Annotated in this window: 15 protein-coding genes; 11 read left to right on the top strand and 4 right to left on the bottom strand. The window is 66.0% G+C overall.

Annotated features, from left to right (window positions below):
• Window positions 1-103 precede the first annotated feature (103 nt).
• The 5 genes from paoA (at window position 104) to V473_RS00190 (ending at window position 6,597) form a co-directional block, all read left to right on the top strand.
• Entirely contained in the window at window positions 104-730 is a 627-nt protein-coding gene (gene paoA / locus V473_RS00210; protein WP_066599045.1) for an aldehyde dehydrogenase iron-sulfur subunit PaoA, read from the top strand.
• Window positions 727-1,683, top strand: coding sequence for an FAD binding domain-containing protein (locus V473_RS00205; RefSeq protein ID WP_066599043.1), 957 nt, complete (start codon window positions 727-729; stop codon window positions 1,681-1,683). Before paoA ends, V473_RS00205 begins: the two co-directional genes overlap by 4 nt.
• Window positions 1,680-3,884, top strand: coding sequence for an aldehyde oxidoreductase molybdenum-binding subunit PaoC (gene paoC / locus V473_RS00200; RefSeq protein WP_066599042.1), 2,205 nt, complete (start codon window positions 1,680-1,682; stop codon window positions 3,882-3,884). Before V473_RS00205 ends, paoC begins: the two co-directional genes overlap by 4 nt.
• A 74-nt stretch (window positions 3,885-3,958) precedes the next feature.
• The gene (locus V473_RS00195; RefSeq protein ID WP_244884316.1) at window positions 3,959-6,280 is read left to right on the top strand and encodes a TonB-dependent receptor; all 2,322 of its coding nucleotides are present in this window, start codon (window positions 3,959-3,961) and stop codon (window positions 6,278-6,280) included.
• Between the two features lie 26 nt (window positions 6,281-6,306).
• Window positions 6,307-6,597, top strand: a complete 291-nt coding sequence (locus V473_RS00190) for a DUF1330 domain-containing protein (protein ID WP_066599039.1) — start codon at window positions 6,307-6,309, stop codon at window positions 6,595-6,597.
• Between the two features lie 175 nt (window positions 6,598-6,772).
• Here V473_RS00190 and V473_RS00185 read toward each other — a convergent pair whose 3' ends face one another.
• On the bottom strand, window positions 6,773-7,714 hold the full coding sequence (locus V473_RS00185) for a quinoprotein relay system zinc metallohydrolase 1 (protein WP_066599036.1): 942 nt from the start codon (window positions 7,712-7,714) through the stop codon (window positions 6,773-6,775).
• On the bottom strand, window positions 7,711-8,544 hold the full coding sequence (locus V473_RS00180) for a quinoprotein dehydrogenase-associated SoxYZ-like carrier (RefSeq protein ID WP_066599033.1): 834 nt from the start codon (window positions 8,542-8,544) through the stop codon (window positions 7,711-7,713). The genes V473_RS00185 and V473_RS00180 overlap by 4 nt, the downstream gene beginning before the upstream one ends.
• A gap of 78 nt (window positions 8,545-8,622) precedes the next feature.
• Between V473_RS00180 and V473_RS00175 the strand changes: the two genes are divergently transcribed.
• From V473_RS00175 to V473_RS00150, 6 genes are all read left to right on the top strand, one after another.
• Complete coding sequence (locus V473_RS00175) at window positions 8,623-9,165, top strand: rhodanese-like domain-containing protein (RefSeq protein ID WP_066599030.1); 543 nt, start codon at window positions 8,623-8,625, stop codon at window positions 9,163-9,165.
• 89 nt (window positions 9,166-9,254) lie between these two features.
• Complete coding sequence (locus tag V473_RS00170) at window positions 9,255-9,701, top strand: pseudoazurin (RefSeq protein ID WP_408021480.1); 447 nt, start codon at window positions 9,255-9,257, stop codon at window positions 9,699-9,701.
• A 49-nt stretch (window positions 9,702-9,750) separates the two neighbouring features.
• Window positions 9,751-11,271: an aldehyde dehydrogenase gene (gene adh / locus V473_RS00165; protein ID WP_066599018.1), complete on the top strand. Its 1,521-nt coding sequence runs from the start codon at window positions 9,751-9,753 to the stop codon at window positions 11,269-11,271.
• Window positions 11,272-11,378: 107 nt separating this feature from the next.
• Entirely contained in the window at window positions 11,379-11,783 is a 405-nt protein-coding gene (locus tag V473_RS00160) for a DUF779 domain-containing protein (protein ID WP_066604747.1), read from the top strand.
• Window positions 11,784-11,855: 72 nt separating this feature from the next.
• Complete coding sequence (locus V473_RS00155) at window positions 11,856-12,998, top strand: FIST N-terminal domain-containing protein (protein WP_066599016.1); 1,143 nt, start codon at window positions 11,856-11,858, stop codon at window positions 12,996-12,998.
• Complete coding sequence (locus V473_RS00150; RefSeq protein WP_066599012.1) at window positions 12,995-15,217, top strand: hybrid sensor histidine kinase/response regulator; 2,223 nt, start codon at window positions 12,995-12,997, stop codon at window positions 15,215-15,217. Before V473_RS00155 ends, V473_RS00150 begins: the two co-directional genes overlap by 4 nt.
• A gap of 27 nt (window positions 15,218-15,244) precedes the next feature.
• Here the strand turns inward: V473_RS00150 and V473_RS00145 are convergent, their stop codons facing one another.
• Window positions 15,245-16,027: a response regulator gene (locus V473_RS00145; RefSeq protein ID WP_066599009.1), complete on the bottom strand. Its 783-nt coding sequence runs from the start codon at window positions 16,025-16,027 to the stop codon at window positions 15,245-15,247.
• 12 nt (window positions 16,028-16,039) lie between these two features.
• Window positions 16,040-17,779 (bottom strand): methanol/ethanol family PQQ-dependent dehydrogenase, encoded by a 1,740-nt coding sequence (locus V473_RS00140; protein ID WP_066599006.1) that lies wholly within the window; start codon window positions 17,777-17,779, stop codon window positions 16,040-16,042.

The following is a 17,779-nucleotide window of genomic DNA, read 5'->3' as shown; positions in this document are numbered from 1 at the left end:
CGCGCCGTGCTTATGCTAAGGCTGTAGCGACAAGTTTCTTGCCGCGGCGGGATCATTTGCCCTCGCCCTTCGTACTGACCAGCAACCAACAGGGAGACCAGCCATGTCGTCCAATCATTTGACGCGCCGCGGCCTGTTGCAAGGCAGCGCGGCTCTCGCCGCAGCCAGCCCCGTCGTGGCGCAGGCCGCCGCTATACCCAAGCGCAACGGAGGAAGCGCGATGATCCCCGTCGAATTGACCGTCAACGGGCGAGAGGTGCATCTGCAACTTGACCCGCGCACCAGCCTGCTCGATACGCTGCGCGAACATCTGCACCTGACCGGCACCAAGAAAGGGTGCGACCATGGCCAGTGCGGCGCGTGCACCGTGATCGTGGAGGGTCGCCGCATCAACAGCTGCCTGACCCTGGCGGTGATGCATGATGGCGAGCGCGTCACGACGATCGAGGGGCTGGGCACGCCCGACAAGCTGCACCCGATGCAAAAGGCCTTCATCGTCCATGACGGCTATCAATGCGGCTATTGCACGCCGGGGCAGATTTGCTCGGCGGTGGCGGTGCTGGACGAGATCAAGGCGGGCATCCCCAGCCATGCGACGGCGGAACTGGACGATGTGGCGTTCAGCGACGCGGAACTGCGCGAGCGGATGAGCGGCAATATCTGCCGCTGTGCCGCCTATCCCAACATCATCGCCGCGATGCGAGATGCAGCCGGGGAGAAGGTGGCATGAAGGCCTTCACCTATGAACGCGCCTCCACCGTCGAAGCGGCGGCCAAGGCCGCGGCCTCGGTTCAAGGCGCGCGCTTCATCGCCGGCGGCACCAACCTGCTCGACCTGATGAAGCTGCAGATCGAAACGCCGACCCATCTGATCGATGTCAACCATCTGGGGCTGGACCGGATCGAGAAGACGGCCAACGGCGGGCTGCGCATCGGCGCGCTGGTGCGCAATACCGATCTGGCCGCCGACAAGAGCGTGCGGCAGGATTATGCCGTGCTCAGCCGCGCGTTGCTGGCCGGCGCATCGGGCCAGTTGCGCAACAAGGCGACGACCGGCGGCAACCTGTTGCAGCGCACCCGTTGCCCCTATTTCTACGACACGCGGATGCCCTGCAACAAGCGCAAGGCCGGGAGCGGCTGCGGCGCGATGCAGGGGATGAGCCGCAGCCTGGCGATATTGGGCGTGAGCGACGCCTGTATCGCCCAGCACCCCAGCGACATGGCGGTGGCGATGCGGCTGCTGGACGCGCAGGTCGACACGATGGGCGCGGACGGCGCGGCGCGGGCGATCCCGATCGCGGACTTCCACCTGCTGCCTGGCGACACGCCGCACAGGGAAAGCGCGCTCAAGCCGGGCGAGATCATCACATCGGTCACTCTGCCCAAGCCGGTCGGCGGCGCCCATGTCTATCGCAAGGTCCGCGACCGCGCCTCCTACGCCTTCGCTTTGGTGTCGGTAGCGGCCGTGTTCGGCAAGGATGGCAGCGCGCGCTTCGCCTTTGGCGGGATCGGCGCGAAGCCGTGGCGCACGCAAGAGGCCGACGCAGCAGCCAAAAGCGGAGCCAAAGCCGTTGCGGAAGCAGCCTTGGCCGGTGCGCGCACCACCCATCATAACGAGTTCAAAAAGACATTGGTCGAACGGACGCTTGCGTCCCTCTATCGCCAGCAGGAGGCACGGGCATGAAGTTCGATACGCCAGCGGGCATCAACCCGATCGACAAGGGCCGGGTGGTCGGCATTCCACACGACCGCATCGACGGCGCGGCCAAGGTGACGGGCAGCGCGCCCTATGCCTACGAACGGCACGACGCCGCCCCCAACGCCGTCTATGGCTGGATCGTCGGGTCCGCCATCGCCAAGGGACGGATCGCGGCGATGGACCTGCGCGCCGCAGAGGCCGCGCCGGGCGTGCTGGGCATCGTCACCCACGCCAATGCCGGCAAGCTGGGCAAGGGCAGCATGAACACCGCGCCGCTGCTGGGCGGGCCACAGGTCGATCATTATGAGCAGGCGGTGGCGCTGGTCATCGCCGACACGTTCGAAAATGCGCGTGATGCCGCCAAGCTGGTGCGGATCGATTACACGCCGGAGGACGGCAAATATGACCTGGCGGCCGAAAGCCTGAAGGGCGTGATGCCGCCCGACAGCTTTGGCACCCCGGCCGATACGAAGGCGGGCGATTTCGATGACGGTTTCGCCAAGGCGGCGGTCAAGATCGACCAGCGCTACACCACGCCCGACCATAGCCATGCGATGATGGAACCCCATGCGACGACCGCGGCCTGGAATGGCGACAGGCTGACGCTGTGGACATCGAACCAGATGATCGCCTGGGGCGTAGGCGAAGTCGCCAAGACGCTGGGCATCCCCAAGGAGAAGGTGCGGCTGGTGTCGCCCTATATCGGCGGCGGTTTCGGGTCGAAACTGTTCCTGCGCGCGGACGCGCTGCTGGCGGCGCTGGGCGCGAAACAGGTGGGGCGGCCGGTCAAGGTCGCCATCGCCCGGCACCAGATCCCCAACAACACCACCCACCGCCCGGCGACGATCCAGCGCATCCGCATCGGCGCGGACAAGGACGGGGTGATCGACGCGATCGGCCATGAAGTCTGGTCGGGCGACCTGCCCGGCGGCAGCCCGGAAACGGCGGCGCAGCAGACGCGGCTGCTCTATCGCGGCGCTAACCGGATGACGGCGCACCGACTGGTCACGCTGAACTTGCCCGAAGGCAATGCGATGCGCGCGCCGGGCGAAGCCGTCGGCCTGCTGGCGCTGGAAGTGGCGATGGACGAACTGGCCGAAGCCTGCGGCGTCGATCCGGTCGAACTGCGCATTCGCAACGATGTGCAATATGATCCTGAAGCCGGGCCGCAGCGCCCCTATTCCAGCCGCAAGCTGGTCGAGTGCCTGCGCGCCGGGGCCGATCGCTTCGGCTGGGACAAGCGCAAGGCCAAGCCGGGGCAAGTGCGCGACGGGCGCTGGCTGGTCGGCATGGGCGTCGCGGCCGCCTTTCGCAATAATCTGGTCGGCAAGTCGGGCGCGCGCATCGGCGTGGACGCGCAGGGCAAGGTCATCGTCGAAACCGACATGACCGATATCGGCACCGGCAGCTACACGATCATCGGCCAGACCGCCGCCGAAATGCTGGGCGTGCCATTGGATCAGGTGATCGTGCGGCTGGGCGACAGTCGGTTCCCGGTATCGGCCGGGTCGGGCGGGCAATGGGGCGCGAACAGCTCGACGGCGGGCGTCTATGCCGCGGCGATGGCGTTGCGCGCGAAGCTGGCGGAGAAGGCGGGCTATCCCGCCGACAAGGCGCAGTTCGACGATGGCCTGGTGAAATTCGACAATAAGTCCCAGACGCTCGCGGCACTGGCCGGGCGCGAGGGGCTGTGGGCCGAAGACAGCATGGAGTATGGCGATCTCGACAAACGCTATGCCCAGGCGACCTTCGGCGCGCATTTCTGCGAAGTGGGCGTCGATATCGACACGGCCGAAGTGCGCGTCCGCCGCATGGGCGGGGCCTTTGCGGCCGGACGCATCCTGAACCCCAAATCGGCGCGCAGCCAGGTGATCGGCGCGATGACCATGGGCGTGGGCGCGGCGTTGATGGAATCGCTGGAGGTCGACACCCGCTTCGGCTTCTTCGTCAATCACGACATGGCCGAATATGTGGTGCCGGTGCATGCCGACATTCCGCAGCAGGACGTGCTATTCATCGACGAGCTGGACGACAAAAGCTCGCCGATGAAGGCCAAGGGCGTGGGCGAGCTGGGTATCTGCGGCGCAGGCGCGGCGGTGGCCAATGCGATCTACAACGCCACCGGCATTCGCCTGCGTGACTATCCGCTGACGATCGACAAGCTGTTGAAAGCGCAGGCGGCATGACGACGGCCCGACCCAAGGTATAATGGAGCGCGCCGCCGCCGCCTCCTAGCCTCCCCGCGATAAAAGACGGGAGGATGGGCGTGAGGGTGATGGCGGCGCTGTTGGCGGGAAGCGCATTGATCGGAGCCGGATCGGCGTTGGCGCAGGCGCCCGATGCCGGGGACGCCCTGCGCCAGCCGATCATCGTCACCGCACCCGGCGGCGCGGTCGATAAGGACGACGCGCTTACGCTGGCCGCCGCCGACATCGGCCGCAGCGGCAGTCCCGATTTCCTGGGCGCGCTGACCCGCAATTTCGCCGGCGTCACTTTGCAGGATGCGCAGAATAATCTGTGGCAGCCCAATCTCGTCTATCGCGGCTTCGTCGCGTCCCCGCTCCAGGGGCAGGCGCAGGGCATTGCCGTCTATCTGGACGGCGCGCGCTTCAACCAGCCCTTCGGCGACACGGTGCAGTTCGACCTGCTGCCCGAAGCGGCGGTCCGGGGCGTCAGTCTGCTCGACAAGAGCGCCGTCTATGGCCTCAATGCGCTGGGCGGGGCGCTGGTGATCGACACGAAGACGGGGCTGAGCGATCCGGGGCTGGAGGCAAGCCTGTCGCACGGCCGGTTCGGCACGACCGAGGCGAGCGTCGCGGGCGGCATGGCCTGGGGCGACTGGAGCGCGTTCGGCGCCTTCCAATATACGCGCGACGACGGCTGGCGCGATCATTCGCCCTCCACCCTCTATAATGGCTATGCCGATGTCGGCTTCGACACGGCGAGCGGCGGCCTGCACCTTAAAGTCGTCGGCGCGAACACCGACCTGACCGGCAATGGCGTGTCGCCGGTGGAATTGCTGGCGGCGGACCGGCGCGCGGTCTTCACCTGGCCCGATAACAGCCGCAGCCGCTATGGCCGGGTCAGCCTGCACCCCTGGGTCGCGCTGTCCGACACGACCCGGATCGAAGCCACGCTCTATGCGCAGAAATTGACGCTGCGCACCGTCAATGGCGATGCCGCCGATATCGAGGGCTGCGAGGATGACGACGACGTTGGTTTCGTCTGCCTGGAAACCGTCGGGGGCGATGACGAGGAGGAGGAGCAGGCCGTCCTGACCGACGCTGAGGGCAATGCCATTGTCGATACGCTGGGCGGCGAGGGCTATGGCGTGCTCAACCGCGGACGCACGGCGACGCGGGCTATGGGCGCGCTGGTGCAGCTGATCGACAAGCGCATGGTCGGCGCGGGCGAGAATGTCTTCGCGCTGGGGTTCAGCTACGACACCAGCCGCACCCGTTTCGACACCTCGACCGAACTGGGCGCGCTGACCGACGATCGCAGCGTCGAGGGGCTGGGGTCCATCATCGTGCAGCCCGACGGCGCGATCGCGCCCGTCGGCCTGATCGCCCATACCGACTATTGGGGCGTGTTCGTGCAGGACAGGTTGCCGATCACGTCACGCCTGTCGGCCGAGATCGGGCTGCGCTACAATCATGCGCGCATCGTGATGCTGGACCAGATCGGCACCGCACTGAACGGTCGCCACCGCTTCCAGCGCCTGAACCCCGGCATCGAGTTCGACTATGTCGTTTCCGACGGACTGACGCTGCGCGCGGGCTATGCGGAAAGCAACCGCGTGCCGACCCCGGCCGAACTGTCCTGCGCCGACGAAAATGCGCCGTGCAGCCTGACCAATTTCTTCGTCGCCGATCCGCCGTTGAAGCAGGTGGTCGCCAAAAGCTGGGAAGCGGGCGCGAAGGGCCATGCCCAGGCGGGCGGCTTCACGATCGACTGGCTGCTGTCGGCGTGGCGCACCGACAATCGCAACGACATCCAATATGTCGCGTCCGAGATTCGCGGTCGCGCCTATTTCCGCAATATCGGCAGCACGCGGCGGCAGGGCGTCGAAGCAACGGTGCGCGCCAGCCGGGGCGGCCTTACCGCGGGGCTGAGCTACGCCTTCACCGACGCGACCTATCGCGCGCCGCTGACCCTTTCCAGCCCCGCCAACCCGTCGGCGGACGAGGAGGGACTGATCGAAGTCGCGCGCGGCGACCGGCTGCCCGGCATTCCCCGGCACAGCGCCACGCTGAACCTCGATTATGCGGGGAACGGCTGGTCCGTGGGCGGCGATATCATCGCGCGATCGGGACAATATCTGGTCGGCGATGAGGGCAATGACGAACCCAAACTGGGCGGCTATGCGCTCGTCAACCTGCGCGGCAGCGTGACCCTGGTGAAGGGCGTCAGTCTGTTCGGTACGCTCAACAATGCGCTGGGCCGCCGCTACGCGACCTTCGGCACCTTCAGCGAAGTGGACGAGATCGCACTGGAGGAGGCGCCCGGCGCCTCCAACCCGCGTGCTTATGGGCCGGGCGCGCCGCGCCGCTGGCAAGTCGGCGTGAAGGCGCTATTCTGACCATCTGACAACAGGAGAGAAACAGCATGACCGCCTATTTCGTCGCCGTCCGCAACAGCATTTCCGACGCCGAAACCTTCGCCACCTATGGCGATCTGGCCGGCAAATCCATGGCGGGCCACGCCATCACGCCGCTCGCCGTCTATGGCAAGACCCGCGCCACCGATGGGCCGGCGACCGAAAGCGCCGTCATCATCGCCTTCCCGACCTTCGAGGAGGCAGAGGCCTGGTATGACAGCCCCGCTTATCAGGAGGCGCTGACGCACCGGCTCGCCAGCGGCGACTATCAGACCTTCATCATCCAGGGCGTCGACTGACCCTCCCGCCCGGAATGTCCACGTTACGGGGCTTACGGATTCTCATAAGTGATTGTTTATAAAGAAAAATGGGAAGTCATGTGTTCAGATCCGGCGCATGACTTCCTAAAAACCGTTATTTAACAACGGCTTGAATTTCGTCAATCTGTGACAACTGTCCAACTCGCTGTTGCATTCACGGCACATCCACCCGCGGCAGCAGCGTCGCCTCCAGCCCCGGATAGAGGTGCGACACGCTGCGCTGCACTTCATAGCGCGCCACCGCCATCTTGGCGAACCGATCGGGAATGGGCAGTTCGCCCGCCTCCACCATGTCCAGCCCATCCCGCACCGCCTGCGTCAGCGTCGCTTCCAGCCAGTCGATCCAGTCGCGCGTCTGGTCGATCGCCGTCGTGCCGCCCGGATCGAACGGACCATGGCCGGGCAGCACGCCCCTGTGCGGCAGCGCCGTCAACTGGTCCAGACTGGCGCGCCACAGGGCCAGATCGGCCGTCGGCGTGCTGGGCGCGCGGTCGTGGAAGATCAGGTCGCCCCCCAGCAGCAGGCCGGTCTGCGGATCGAGCAGGGCCAGGTCCGCCGCGCTATGGCCGGACAAAGCGAGCAGGCGCAGCGACCGGCCACCAAAATCCTCCTGCGACGCGGTGATCGCCCGCCCCGGCAGCAGCAGATCGGTGCCGCGCATCCAGTCGCCCAACAATCGGTACATGCCGTCGGCATAGCCCTGCCCCTGCGCGCGCAGCGCGTCGATCGTGCCGGGCAGCGCCGCGACGATGGCCGGATCGAAGGCGGCCAGGCCCAGGCCATGATCCGGATGAAGATGGCTCACATAGACCCGCACGACCGGCTTGCCCGTCACTTGCTCCGCCACGAGCCGCAGCGCGCGGGCGTAGCGGACGGACGGGCCACAGTCCCACAGCACCGTCCCGGCCGGCGTGGCGATGATCGCGATATTGGCGATGGCCCCGCCATTGCCCGCCTCGATCGGCTCGTCCGCTCCGCGCACCAGCCAGACGCCTTCGCCGATCGGTTCGGGGGCGATGGCATAGCCGGCCGCGCGCGCAGGGACCGACGCCAGCGCCGCCACGCCACCGAGCAGCGATCGCCGCGACAGGATCATCGGCCGCCCGGCATCGACGCCGGAACAGGTGATTGCCGCGCCACGGACAGCGCCGCGCGATAGTCGCGCCCGTTGGTGTCCCGCGCCTCGACCCGCAGCGCCTCCCCGGCCCCGCCATCGACCATCAGCGTGATCGCCGGATCTTCGGCCACCGCCGCCCATATCTCCATCTCGCCCAGCGTCCGTCCATCCGCGCCCTTCACGCGCAGCGCTTCGAGATGATAGGTGGCGATATTGGCGACGAAGCCGGTATCCATCGGATGGCGGAAATTGAGCCGCACCCGGCTGCGCCCGTCCGCCATCGGCCAGGCTTCGCCGCGTATCTCGCCCAGATGGTCGGCCCAGTCGCCCCTGACCCGGCTGACCGGCGGCGCAGAGCAACCGCCGCCGGCCGCATCGACCCATCCGCCCGACACCAGCCATTGCCCGCTGGCCAGTTGCACCGCGCCGCGTACCGGGGTGCGCTGGTCGAGCTTGATGCGGGTTGCGACATAGGCGGCGGCGTGGAGGGGGCGATAGTCGATGGCGATGGGAATGGGATTGAGATCGACCAGCAGCACCATGCGGGTCACGCCCGCTATAGCGCGCGCGTCGATCGCCACCGGAAAGGCGCGCTGATTTTCCGCGATCATCGGGAAATCGACCTGCACGCGCGGATCGAACCGCACCGGATCGTCGCCGAACAGGGTGCGGGCATGGGCGGCCCACATCGGCGACCCCAGCGGGTCGGCCCCAGTTCGTTCGGGGGTTCGTTGAGGCGCTGTCGCCCCGGCATCGGCCGCGACCGATGCCAGGGCGAGCGCGACCCAAAGGCTTGCCTGCCTTTGCAATATCCTTCTCCCTTAAGCCGGGGTCTATTCTCCTCCCGCGTCGGTTACCATTGGTCCTTGGGTCACCCGGAGACGATCATGCGCCGCTTCCTCATCCCCGCCCTGCTGATCGCGTCGCCGGCGGTCGCGCAGCCGCCTTTGTTCGACCCGGCCGGCTATCGCATCGCCCATTATCGCGCGCCGGTCCGGCAGGCGCCGGCTGGCGTCGGCCGGATCGCCCCGGCCGCCGCGGCGCAACTGGTGCCGGGACGCGACGCGCTGTTCATCGACGTGCTGCCGGCCGAGGGCGGGCATCGCGAGGCGGACGGGCGCTGGCGGCTGGTGGCGCCGCACGAATCCATCCCCGGCGCGCACTGGTTTCCCGAAGCCGGGCGCGGCGCGCCGGGTCCGGGGATCGACGCATGGTTCGCTCAAGGGGTCGCGCGCCTGACACAGGGCCGCCGCGATAGGATGCTGATCCTCTTCTGCCGCGCCGATTGCTGGATGGGGTGGAATGCGGCCAAGCGGCTGCGCGCGGCTGGCTACACCAATGTCTGGTGGCTGGCCGAGGGAACGGACGGGTGGAACGACCTGAAAAAGCCGCTATCCCGCGTCGAGCCGGCCGGCGGTGCTACGCCATAGGACCAAAGGTCAATTGTGCGCGCGGCCTCTGTGGCCGCACTCTCCATGCAATCCGGCAGAGAAAGCCGTCCGATTCCATGGAGAGTGATTTGACTGACCTGCGCATCCCGGCCTGTTTGCTGACCGCCGCCGTCCTGGCCTTTTCGCTGCCCGCCGCGGCGAAGGAGATTGTCGTCCAGATGAAGAATCAGGGCGCCGATGGGTCGATGGTGTTCGAGCCGAGCTTCGTGAAGGCCGCACCCGGCGACACGATCCGGTTCAAGCCGACCGACGCCAGCCATAATGCCGAAACCATGGCCAACATGCTCCCCGCCGGCGTGACGCCGATGAAGGGTGGCATGAACAAGGAAGCGGTGCTGACCGTCGGCAAGTCCGGCCTCTACGGCATCAAGTGCATGCCGCATTATTCGATGGGCATGGTCGCGCTGGTGCAGGTGGGCAAGGTGACGCCCGCCGACATCGCCGCCGCCAGGGCGGTGAAGATGCCGCCCTTCGCCGCCAAGCGCATGACCGCGGCGCTGGCCAAGGTGAAGTAAGGGCCGCGCCGCTTTTCCATTTTTACGCATAGCAATCGGGAGTAGACACATGCTGCAGCAGGCGATGGAGCGTTTCGCGGGAAAGACGCTGATCCGCGACCAATATGACAATTATATCGGCGGCGAATGGGTCGCGCCGGTGCAGGGCGGCTATTTCGACAATATCTCGCCCGTCACCGGCCAGGTCTTCGGCAGGATCGCGCGCGGCACCGCCGCCGACATCGAGCTGGCGCTGGACGCCGCGCACGAGGCGAAGGAAAGCTGGGGCAAGACGTCCTCCACCGAGCGGTCCAACATCCTGCTCAAGATCGCCGACCGGATGGAGGCCAATCTCGACCTCATCGCGATGGCCGAGACGATCGACAACGGCAAGCCGATCCGCGAGACGACCCATGCCGACATCCCGCTCGCCATCGACCATTTCCGCTATTTCGCGGGCTGCGTCCGCGCGCAGGAAGGGTCGATCAGCGAGATCGACCATGACACGATCGCCTATCATTTCCACGAACCGCTGGGCGTGGTCGGCCAGATCATCCCGTGGAACTTCCCGATCCTGATGGCGGTGTGGAAACTCGCCCCGGCGCTGGCCGCGGGCAACTGCATCGTGCTCAAGCCCGCCGAACAGACGCCGATGTCCATCCTGGTGCTGCTGGACGTGATCGGCGACCTGCTGCCGCCCGGCGTGCTGAACGTCGTCAACGGCTTTGGCGTGGAGGCGGGCAAGCCGCTGGCCAGCAACAAGCGGATCAGCAAGATCGCCTTTACCGGCGAGACGACGACCGGCCGCCTGATCATGCAATATGCATCGGAAAACCTGATCCCGGTCACGCTGGAACTGGGCGGCAAGTCGCCCAACATCTTCTTCGCCGACGTCATGGACGCGGACGACGATTATTTCGACAAATGCCTGGAAGGGTTCGCGATGTTCGCGCTGAACCAGGGCGAAGTCTGCACCTGCCCCAGCCGCGCGCTGATCCAGGAATCGATCTACGAGAAGTTTATCGAACGCGCCATCGCACGGGTGAAGGCGATCAAGCAGGGCAGCCCGCTCGACCCCAGCACCATGATCGGCGCGCAGGCGTCGAACGACCAGCTTGAAAAAATCCTTTCCTATATCGAGATCGGCCTGAATGAAGGCGCAGAACTGCTGACCGGCGGCGCGCGCGCATCGCTGGATGGCGAACTGGCCGACGGCTACTATGTGACGCCCACGGTCCTGAAGGGCCACAACAAGATGCGCATCTTCCAGGAGGAAATCTTCGGCCCGGTGCTGGCCGTCACCACCTTCAAGGATGAAGCCGACGCGCTCGCCATCGCCAACGACACGCTGTACGGGCTGGGCGCGGGCGTCTGGACCCGCGATGGAACCCGCGCCTATCGCATGGGCCGGGGCATCCAGGCCGGTCGGGTATGGACCAACTGCTATCACGCCTATCCCGCCCATGCGGCGTTCGGCGGCTACAAGCAGTCGGGCATCGGGCGCGAAAACCACAAGATGATGCTGGACCATTATCAGCAGACCAAGAATCTGCTGGTCAGCTACAGCCCCAGGGCGCTGGGCTTCTTCTAAGCGGGGAACGGTTCGTCGAAGGCGGATTCCTCTCCACTATGCCTTCGACGGCGGCGGGCATCCTTTCCCCGATGCCCGCCGCATCGTCTTTTTCAAAGGAGATCGGGATGACCGGGCTGCCCCCACGCATATTGGCGACACCAGATGCAGAAGCGCTGATGCACAGCCTGACGCAGAAGCACGGGCCGCTGATGTTCCACCAGTCGGGCGGATGCTGTGACGGGTCCGCGCCGATGTGCTTCCCGCGCGGCGAATTCAAGGTCGGCGGGCAGGACGTGCTTCTGGGCCATGTCGCGGGCGACATAGCGGTGTGGATCGGGGCGGCGCAGTTCGACTATTGGCGCCATACCCAGGTAACCATCGACGTCGTGCCGGGACGCGGCGCGGGCATGTCACTGGAAAGCCCCGAAGGCGTCCGCTTCATCGTGCGGTCGCGGATATTCGACGACGCGGAAAATGCGCTGCTGGAAGCGGCGGGCGATCCGGCCAGGGGCGATGCGGTCATGGCATAGGACGGGCGTGACATTGGGACGCGACGCGGTGCATAACCCCCGGAAAAGGGGGAGGCCATGGGGGAGAGGAACATGACCATGCTGGCGTCGGAAATCGGTTTCGCGTCGAGCCATTCGCCCGATCCGGCGACGGCGATGGCGGACGTCGCGCGGCAATTGGGCGACGCGCCGCTGGCCGGGATGCTGCTGTTCTGCTCGCACCGCTTCGACCGCGATGCGCTGGCCCGCGCGGTCAACCGCCATAGCGAACATGTTGTCGCGATCGGCTGCACCAGTTCGGGTGAACTGACCGAGGCGGGCTATGACGAGGACAGCCTGAGCGTGATCGGCTTTCCCGCCGACGCCTTTCACCTGACATCCCATATTTTCGACGATATCGATGCGTTCGATCCCGTTGCCGCGCGCGAGGCGATCCGGTCGCTCGCCGCCATCGCCGATCGGGACAGCCGGCGGCTGGGCGAGGCGGTCAACCACGTCGCGCTGTTCCTGGTCGATGGCCTGTCGCACCGCGAAGAATTGCTGACGATGACGATCCAGGATGCGCTGGGCGACATCCCGCTGATCGGTGGATCGTCGGGCGACGGGCTGGCGTTCCGCGAAACCGCCATTTTTGAGGGCGGGCGGTTTCACAAGCGCGCGGCGGTGATCGCGATCCTGTCCACGCCGCGCCCGATCCATGTGTTCAAGGCGCAGCATTATCGTCCCGGCGCGGCGAAGATGGTCGTGACCGGCGCGATCCCGCAGGACCGGATCGTGACCGAGATCAACGCGGAACCGGCCGCGCAGGAATATCTGCGGCTGGCGGGCCATGCCGGCGAAGCGCTGGGCCTGGCCTTTTACGCAGCCCATCCGCCGATGGTGCGCGCAGGCGGCGACTATCATGTCCGGTCGATCCAGAGCGCCAACCCGGACGGCAGCCTGACCTTCTATTGCGCGATCGACGAAGGGATCGTGCTGACCGTGGGCGAGCCGATCGACCGGATCGCGGGGATGGAGACGATGTTCGCCGACATCGGCGCCCATGTCGGCCAGGTCGACCGGATCATCGCCTTCGATTGCGTGCTCAACCGCATCGACGCGGAACAGCGGCAGATCGGCCGCGCCGTGTCCGAACTTTATGGCCGCCATCGGGTGATCGGTTTCAACACCTATGGCGAGCAATATCATGCGCTGCACGTCAACCAGACATTCAGCGGGCTGGCGATCGGGCGATGACGGAAACGACCCTTCCTTCCACCGAGGCGGAACTGGCTCAACTGCGCGAAGACAACCGCAAGTTGCGCAAGATCAACGCCGCGCTGATCGATCGGGTGGAACGGTCCAGCGACATGGCCGGCAACGCCTTTTCGATGTTCGAAACCGCGATCACACTGGAAGCGATGGTGCGCGAGCGGACGACCGAGCTGGAAGACGCGCTGGGCAGGCTTGCCACCGCCAATGCCGACCTGGCCCAGGCCCATGCCAGCGCCGAAGCGGCGCAGGTGCGGCTGCGCGACGCGATCGATTCGATCAACGAAGGCTTCGTGCTGTTCGATGCGGAAGACCGGCTGGTCCTGTTCAACGACGCCTATCTGGGCTTCTGGCCCGAAATCGCCGACCAGTTGCACGAAGGCATGTCGTTCGAGGATGTCGCGCGGCTGGCCGCGGCGCACCACCGCCCCCCCGGATCGGTGGTCGCGCCCGACCGCTGGGTGTCCGACCGGCTGGCGCGTCACAGCGTTGCCGATGGCGGCCATGTCCAGGCGCTGGCCGACGACCGCTGGGTCCAGATCAACGAATTGCGCACCAGCGAGGGCGGGATCGTCGGTATCTATACCGATATTACCGAAGTGAAGGCGGAGGATGCCCGCAACCGCGCGCTGGAACTGGCCGAACGCAATCTGGTGCTGCAATCGACGCTCGACAATCTGTCCGAAGGCGTGTGCCTGTTCGATGCGCAGGGACGGGTCGCCGCCTGGAACGAGGCGTTGCAGCATGTGCTCGACCTGCCCGACGACTGGGCGCAGGAAGGGGCCAGCCATGGCGCGCTGCTTGACTGGTGCCGCGATCGGCTGGGCATGGCGGACGGAGGGTGCCTTGACTGGCGGGGGGACCAGCCAAGCGCGGCGCGCCATGCGCTGGTCGCGGCCGGGGATCGTCATTTCGAAGTCCGCAGCACGGCGCTGGAGCGCGGGGGACAGGTCATCGGCTTCACCGACGTCACCGTCATGCTACGCGCGCAGGCGGGCCTTCAGGAAACCGCCGAGACGCTGGAGCGCCGCGTCGCCGAGCGCACCGCCGAACTGCGCGCCGAAGTCGCCGAACGGCGCGAGATCGAGGCGCAATTGCGCGACGCCAAGACGGCGGCGGAGAAGGCGAACCTGTCCAAGACCAGCTTTCTGGCCGCCGCCAGCCACGACCTGTTGCAGCCGTTGAACGCCGCGCGCCTGTTCGTCGCGGCGCTGGGCGACCGGCGGCTGGCGCTGCCGACCCGCGCGCTGGTCAACCAGACATCGACCGCGCTCGATTCGGTCGAGGATCTGCTGGAGGCGCTGCTGGAGATCAGCCGGCTCGACGCCGGCGCGATCCAGCCGGAGATTGGCGACTTCCGGCTCGATACGCTGCTGGGCACGTTGCGGGTGGAATTCGCGCCCGTCGCGCGCGCATCGGGCTTGGTGCTGGACATGGCGAGCGAGCCGCTCTGGGTCCGGTCCGATATCAGGCTGGTGCGGCGCATCCTGCAGAATTTCCTGTCCAACGCGCTGCGCTATACGCAACAGGGATCGGTGCGGCTCGATTGTTTGGTCGGCGAACGGGCCATCCGCGTCAGCGTGACCGATAGCGGTCCCGGCATCGCGGCCGACAAGCAGGCGCTGGTGTTTGAGGAATTTCGCCGGCTCGACACCCGCACCAGCGGCAAGGGGCTGGGCCTGGCCATCGTCAAGCGGGCGAGCGACATGCTGGGCCATCGCGTGACGCTGGAGTCCGCGCCCGGCCGCGGATCGACCTTCGCGATCGATCTGCCGACCGGCGAGCCGGTGGCGGACCTGGACAACGAACCGGAGATGATCGGGCGCGACCGCTCCATGCGCGGACTCAACGTGCTGGTCATCGATAATGAACGGGCGATCCAGACGGGGATGCGCACGCTGCTGGGCGGCTGGGGCTGCACCGTGCTGGCGGCGGGCGGCTTTGCCGAAGCGACCGGCCTGTTCACGGCCGACAGCGCGCCGGACATCATCCTGATCGACTATCATCTGAACGAGGGCGAGACGGGCGACGTCGCGCTCGACCGGTTGCGCGACCATTTCGCGATGCCGGTTCCCGCCGTGATGATTTCCGCCGATCGCGGCAAGGAGTTGAAAGCGCGGCTCGATGCGCATGGCATCCCGCTGCTCAACAAGCCGGTCAAGCCCGCCCAGTTGCGCGCTCTGCTGCGGACCATGTTGAAATAGCAGGTTCGCAGGCAGGATGGCCGCGACTCAATCGGCGCCGAAATGCACCCGATTGGCCTTGATCACCGCCTGGGTGCGGCTCAATACACCCAGTTTCTGCAAGATCGCCGACACATGCGCCTTGATCGTGGTCATCGACACGTTGAGATCATGGGCGATCTGCTTGTTCAAGCGGCCGTTGACAAGATGGCCCAGCACCGTCTTCTGCTGCGGCGTCAGGCTGTCGATGCGGCGGGCGATATCGTCCTCCTCCGCTGACGGCGCAGCGGCCTCCCCCATGGTGTCGGGCAGGTAGATTTCGCCCGACACGACGCGATGCAGCGCCTCCACGATCGCGCTGCGCTTCAACGACTTGGGGATGAAGCCGGCGGCGCCGGCGGCCAGCGCCTCCTGCACGATCGGCCGGTCGAATGCGCCCGACACCATCACCACCGGCAGGATCGGAAAGCGATCGCGCAGAAGTTTCAAGCCATCCAGACGCCGCACGTCGGGTATGTTCAAATCGAGCAGGATCAGGTCGAAATTTTCCTGCTTTTCCAGCGTTGCGACCGCCTCTTCGAGGCCCGCCGCCTCGAAAATCTCGATATTGTCGAAACTGATCGCGATCACGCTGCGCAACCCATCGCGCACAAGCGGGTGATCGTCGATGATCAACACCCGTTCCATGACCGCTTCCCCGCCCATATAATGCCCCATATCCTGCCCCTGCCGCTGATGATCGGACACATCATGGGACGTGGCAAGCCGCAATGCGCCGGGCGGGATGGCCGGGGCCGATTGCGCATAATGTCCACGTCCCATGACGATCATTTGCCTGGTTCCTTATTTAGGCAGCTTGAACACCCAAAGGGCGCCGCCCTGATTGATGTCCTTGAACGACTTGGCGACTTCGCCGCCCCACAGCGGCACCGCGCCGCCCCAGCCGGACATCACCGCCACATATTGTTCGCCATCCTGTTCCCAGGTGACGGGCGATCCGACCACGCCCGACCCGGTCTGGAACTTCCACAATTCCTGGCCGGTCTTGGCGTCGAACGCTTTGAGGAAACCTTCGGGCGTGCCCGTGAAGACGAGGTTGCCGCCGGTCGTCAGAACGCCGCCCCACAAAGGCGCCTTGTTCTTATATTCCCACATGATCTTGCCGGTCTTGGGGTCCATCGCCCGCAGCGCGCCGATATGATCCTCCGCGATCGACTTGATGGTGAAGCCCGCGCCCAGATAGGCCGCGCCCTTCTTGTAGGCGATCGGTTCGTTCCAGATGTCCATGCCCCAGTCGTTGGACGGAATGTAGAACAGGCCGGTATCCTGGCTGTAAGCCATCGGCATCCAGTTCTTGCCGCCCAGGAAGCTGGGCGAGGCGAAGACCGGCTTGCCCTTGCCTTCGCCCGGTGCGGGCGGACGGCCTTCGGGGATGACGTTGGGCTTGCCGGCCTTGTTGAAGCCATTGGCCCAGGTCGTCTGCATGACGAACTTGTTGGCGCTGATGAACTTGCCGTTGGTGCGGTCGAGCACGAAGAAATAGCCGTTGCGGTCGGCCTTCGCGCCCAGCTTCATCGGCTTGCCGTTGATGGTGGCGTCGAAGGGGATGAATTCATTCACCCCATCGAAATCCCAGCCGTCATGCGGGGTGGTCTGATAATGCCATTTGATGACGCCGGTTTCCGGGTCGATCGCCAGCGTGGAGGCGGTGTAGAGATTGTCGCCGGGGCGCAGATGGCTGTTCCAGGGCGCGGGGTTGCCGGTGCCGAAGAAGAGCAGGTTGGTTTCGGGGTCGTAGGTGCCGCCGAGCCAGGTCGCGCCGCCGCCGCTCTTCCACAAATCGCCCTGCCAAGTCGCGTTGAGCTTGCCGGTGATGCCGTTATCCTTGCCCTTGAGCGTGCCCATATGGCCTTCGATCACGGGACGATGCCAGATCAGCTCGCCCGTGTTCACGTCGCGGGCTTCCACCGCGCCGACGACGCCGAACTCGCCGCCCGAATTGCCGGTGATGACCATGCCCTTGACGATCAGAGGCGCGGCGGTGGCGCTGTAGCCTTCCTTGTAATCAGCGATCTGCTTGTTCCAGATCACCTTGCCGGTGATACGGTTGAGCGCCACCAGCCGCGCATCGAGCGTCGCGAAGATGATCTTGTCGCCATGGATGGCGGCGCCGCGGTTGACGACGTCGCAGCACGGCATGATGCCGTCGGGCAGGCGGGCGTCATATTGCCATTTTTCCTCGCCAGTGCGCGCATCGAAGGCGAACAGGCGCGAATAGCTGCCCGTCACATAGATGGTGCCGTCATAGACGATCGGCTGCGCTTCCTGGCCGCGCTGCTTTTCGCCGCCCAGCGAGGCGGCGAAGGCAGGCACCATCTTCGACACATTGCCGCTGTTGATGGCGTTCAGGGTGCTGAAGCGATGCGCCTGCGGCCCCATGCCATAGGTCAGCACGTCGCCCGTCGATTTGGCGTCGTTCATCAGATCCGCATCGGTCGGCCCTTCGGCCCATAGCGGCGCGGCGCCAATCGCCAGCGTCATCGCAGCAACGCCCGACAGCGCCCGCATGATCGGTCCCTTCAT

The organism is Sphingobium cupriresistens LL01 (assembly GCF_001046645.1).
Classification (GTDB): domain Bacteria; phylum Pseudomonadota; class Alphaproteobacteria; order Sphingomonadales; family Sphingomonadaceae; genus Sphingobium; species Sphingobium cupriresistens.
This window is presented reverse-complemented; position numbering and strand designations above follow the sequence as displayed.

What these genes read in the sequence shown, in the direction of transcription:
- V473_RS00205 (WP_066599043.1), top strand. Translation starts at nt 727, where the DNA reads ATGAAGGCCTTCACCTATGAACGCGCCTCCACCGTCGAAGCGGCGGCC.
- adh (WP_066599018.1), top strand. Translation starts at nt 9,751, where the DNA reads ATGCTGCAGCAGGCGATGGAGCGTTTCGCGGGAAAGACGCTGATCCGC.
- paoC (WP_066599042.1), top strand. Translation starts at nt 1,680, where the DNA reads ATGAAGTTCGATACGCCAGCGGGCATCAACCCGATCGACAAGGGCCGG.
- V473_RS00190 (WP_066599039.1), top strand. Translation starts at nt 6,307, where the DNA reads ATGACCGCCTATTTCGTCGCCGTCCGCAACAGCATTTCCGACGCCGAA.
- V473_RS00195 (WP_244884316.1), top strand. Translation starts at nt 3,959, where the DNA reads ATGGGCGTGAGGGTGATGGCGGCGCTGTTGGCGGGAAGCGCATTGATC.
- V473_RS00185 (WP_066599036.1), bottom strand. Translation starts at nt 7,714, where the DNA reads ATGATCCTGTCGCGGCGATCGCTGCTCGGTGGCGTGGCGGCGCTGGCG.
- V473_RS00150 (WP_066599012.1), top strand. Translation starts at nt 12,995, where the DNA reads ATGACGGAAACGACCCTTCCTTCCACCGAGGCGGAACTGGCTCAACTG.
- paoA (WP_066599045.1), top strand. Translation starts at nt 104, where the DNA reads ATGTCGTCCAATCATTTGACGCGCCGCGGCCTGTTGCAAGGCAGCGCG.
- V473_RS00175 (WP_066599030.1), top strand. Translation starts at nt 8,623, where the DNA reads ATGCGCCGCTTCCTCATCCCCGCCCTGCTGATCGCGTCGCCGGCGGTC.
- V473_RS00155 (WP_066599016.1), top strand. Translation starts at nt 11,856, where the DNA reads ATGACCATGCTGGCGTCGGAAATCGGTTTCGCGTCGAGCCATTCGCCC.
- V473_RS00160 (WP_066604747.1), top strand. Translation starts at nt 11,379, where the DNA reads ATGACCGGGCTGCCCCCACGCATATTGGCGACACCAGATGCAGAAGCG.
- V473_RS00140 (WP_066599006.1), bottom strand. Translation starts at nt 17,779, where the DNA reads ATGAAGGGACCGATCATGCGGGCGCTGTCGGGCGTTGCTGCGATGACG.
- V473_RS00145 (WP_066599009.1), bottom strand. Translation starts at nt 16,027, where the DNA reads ATGATCGTCATGGGACGTGGACATTATGCGCAATCGGCCCCGGCCATC.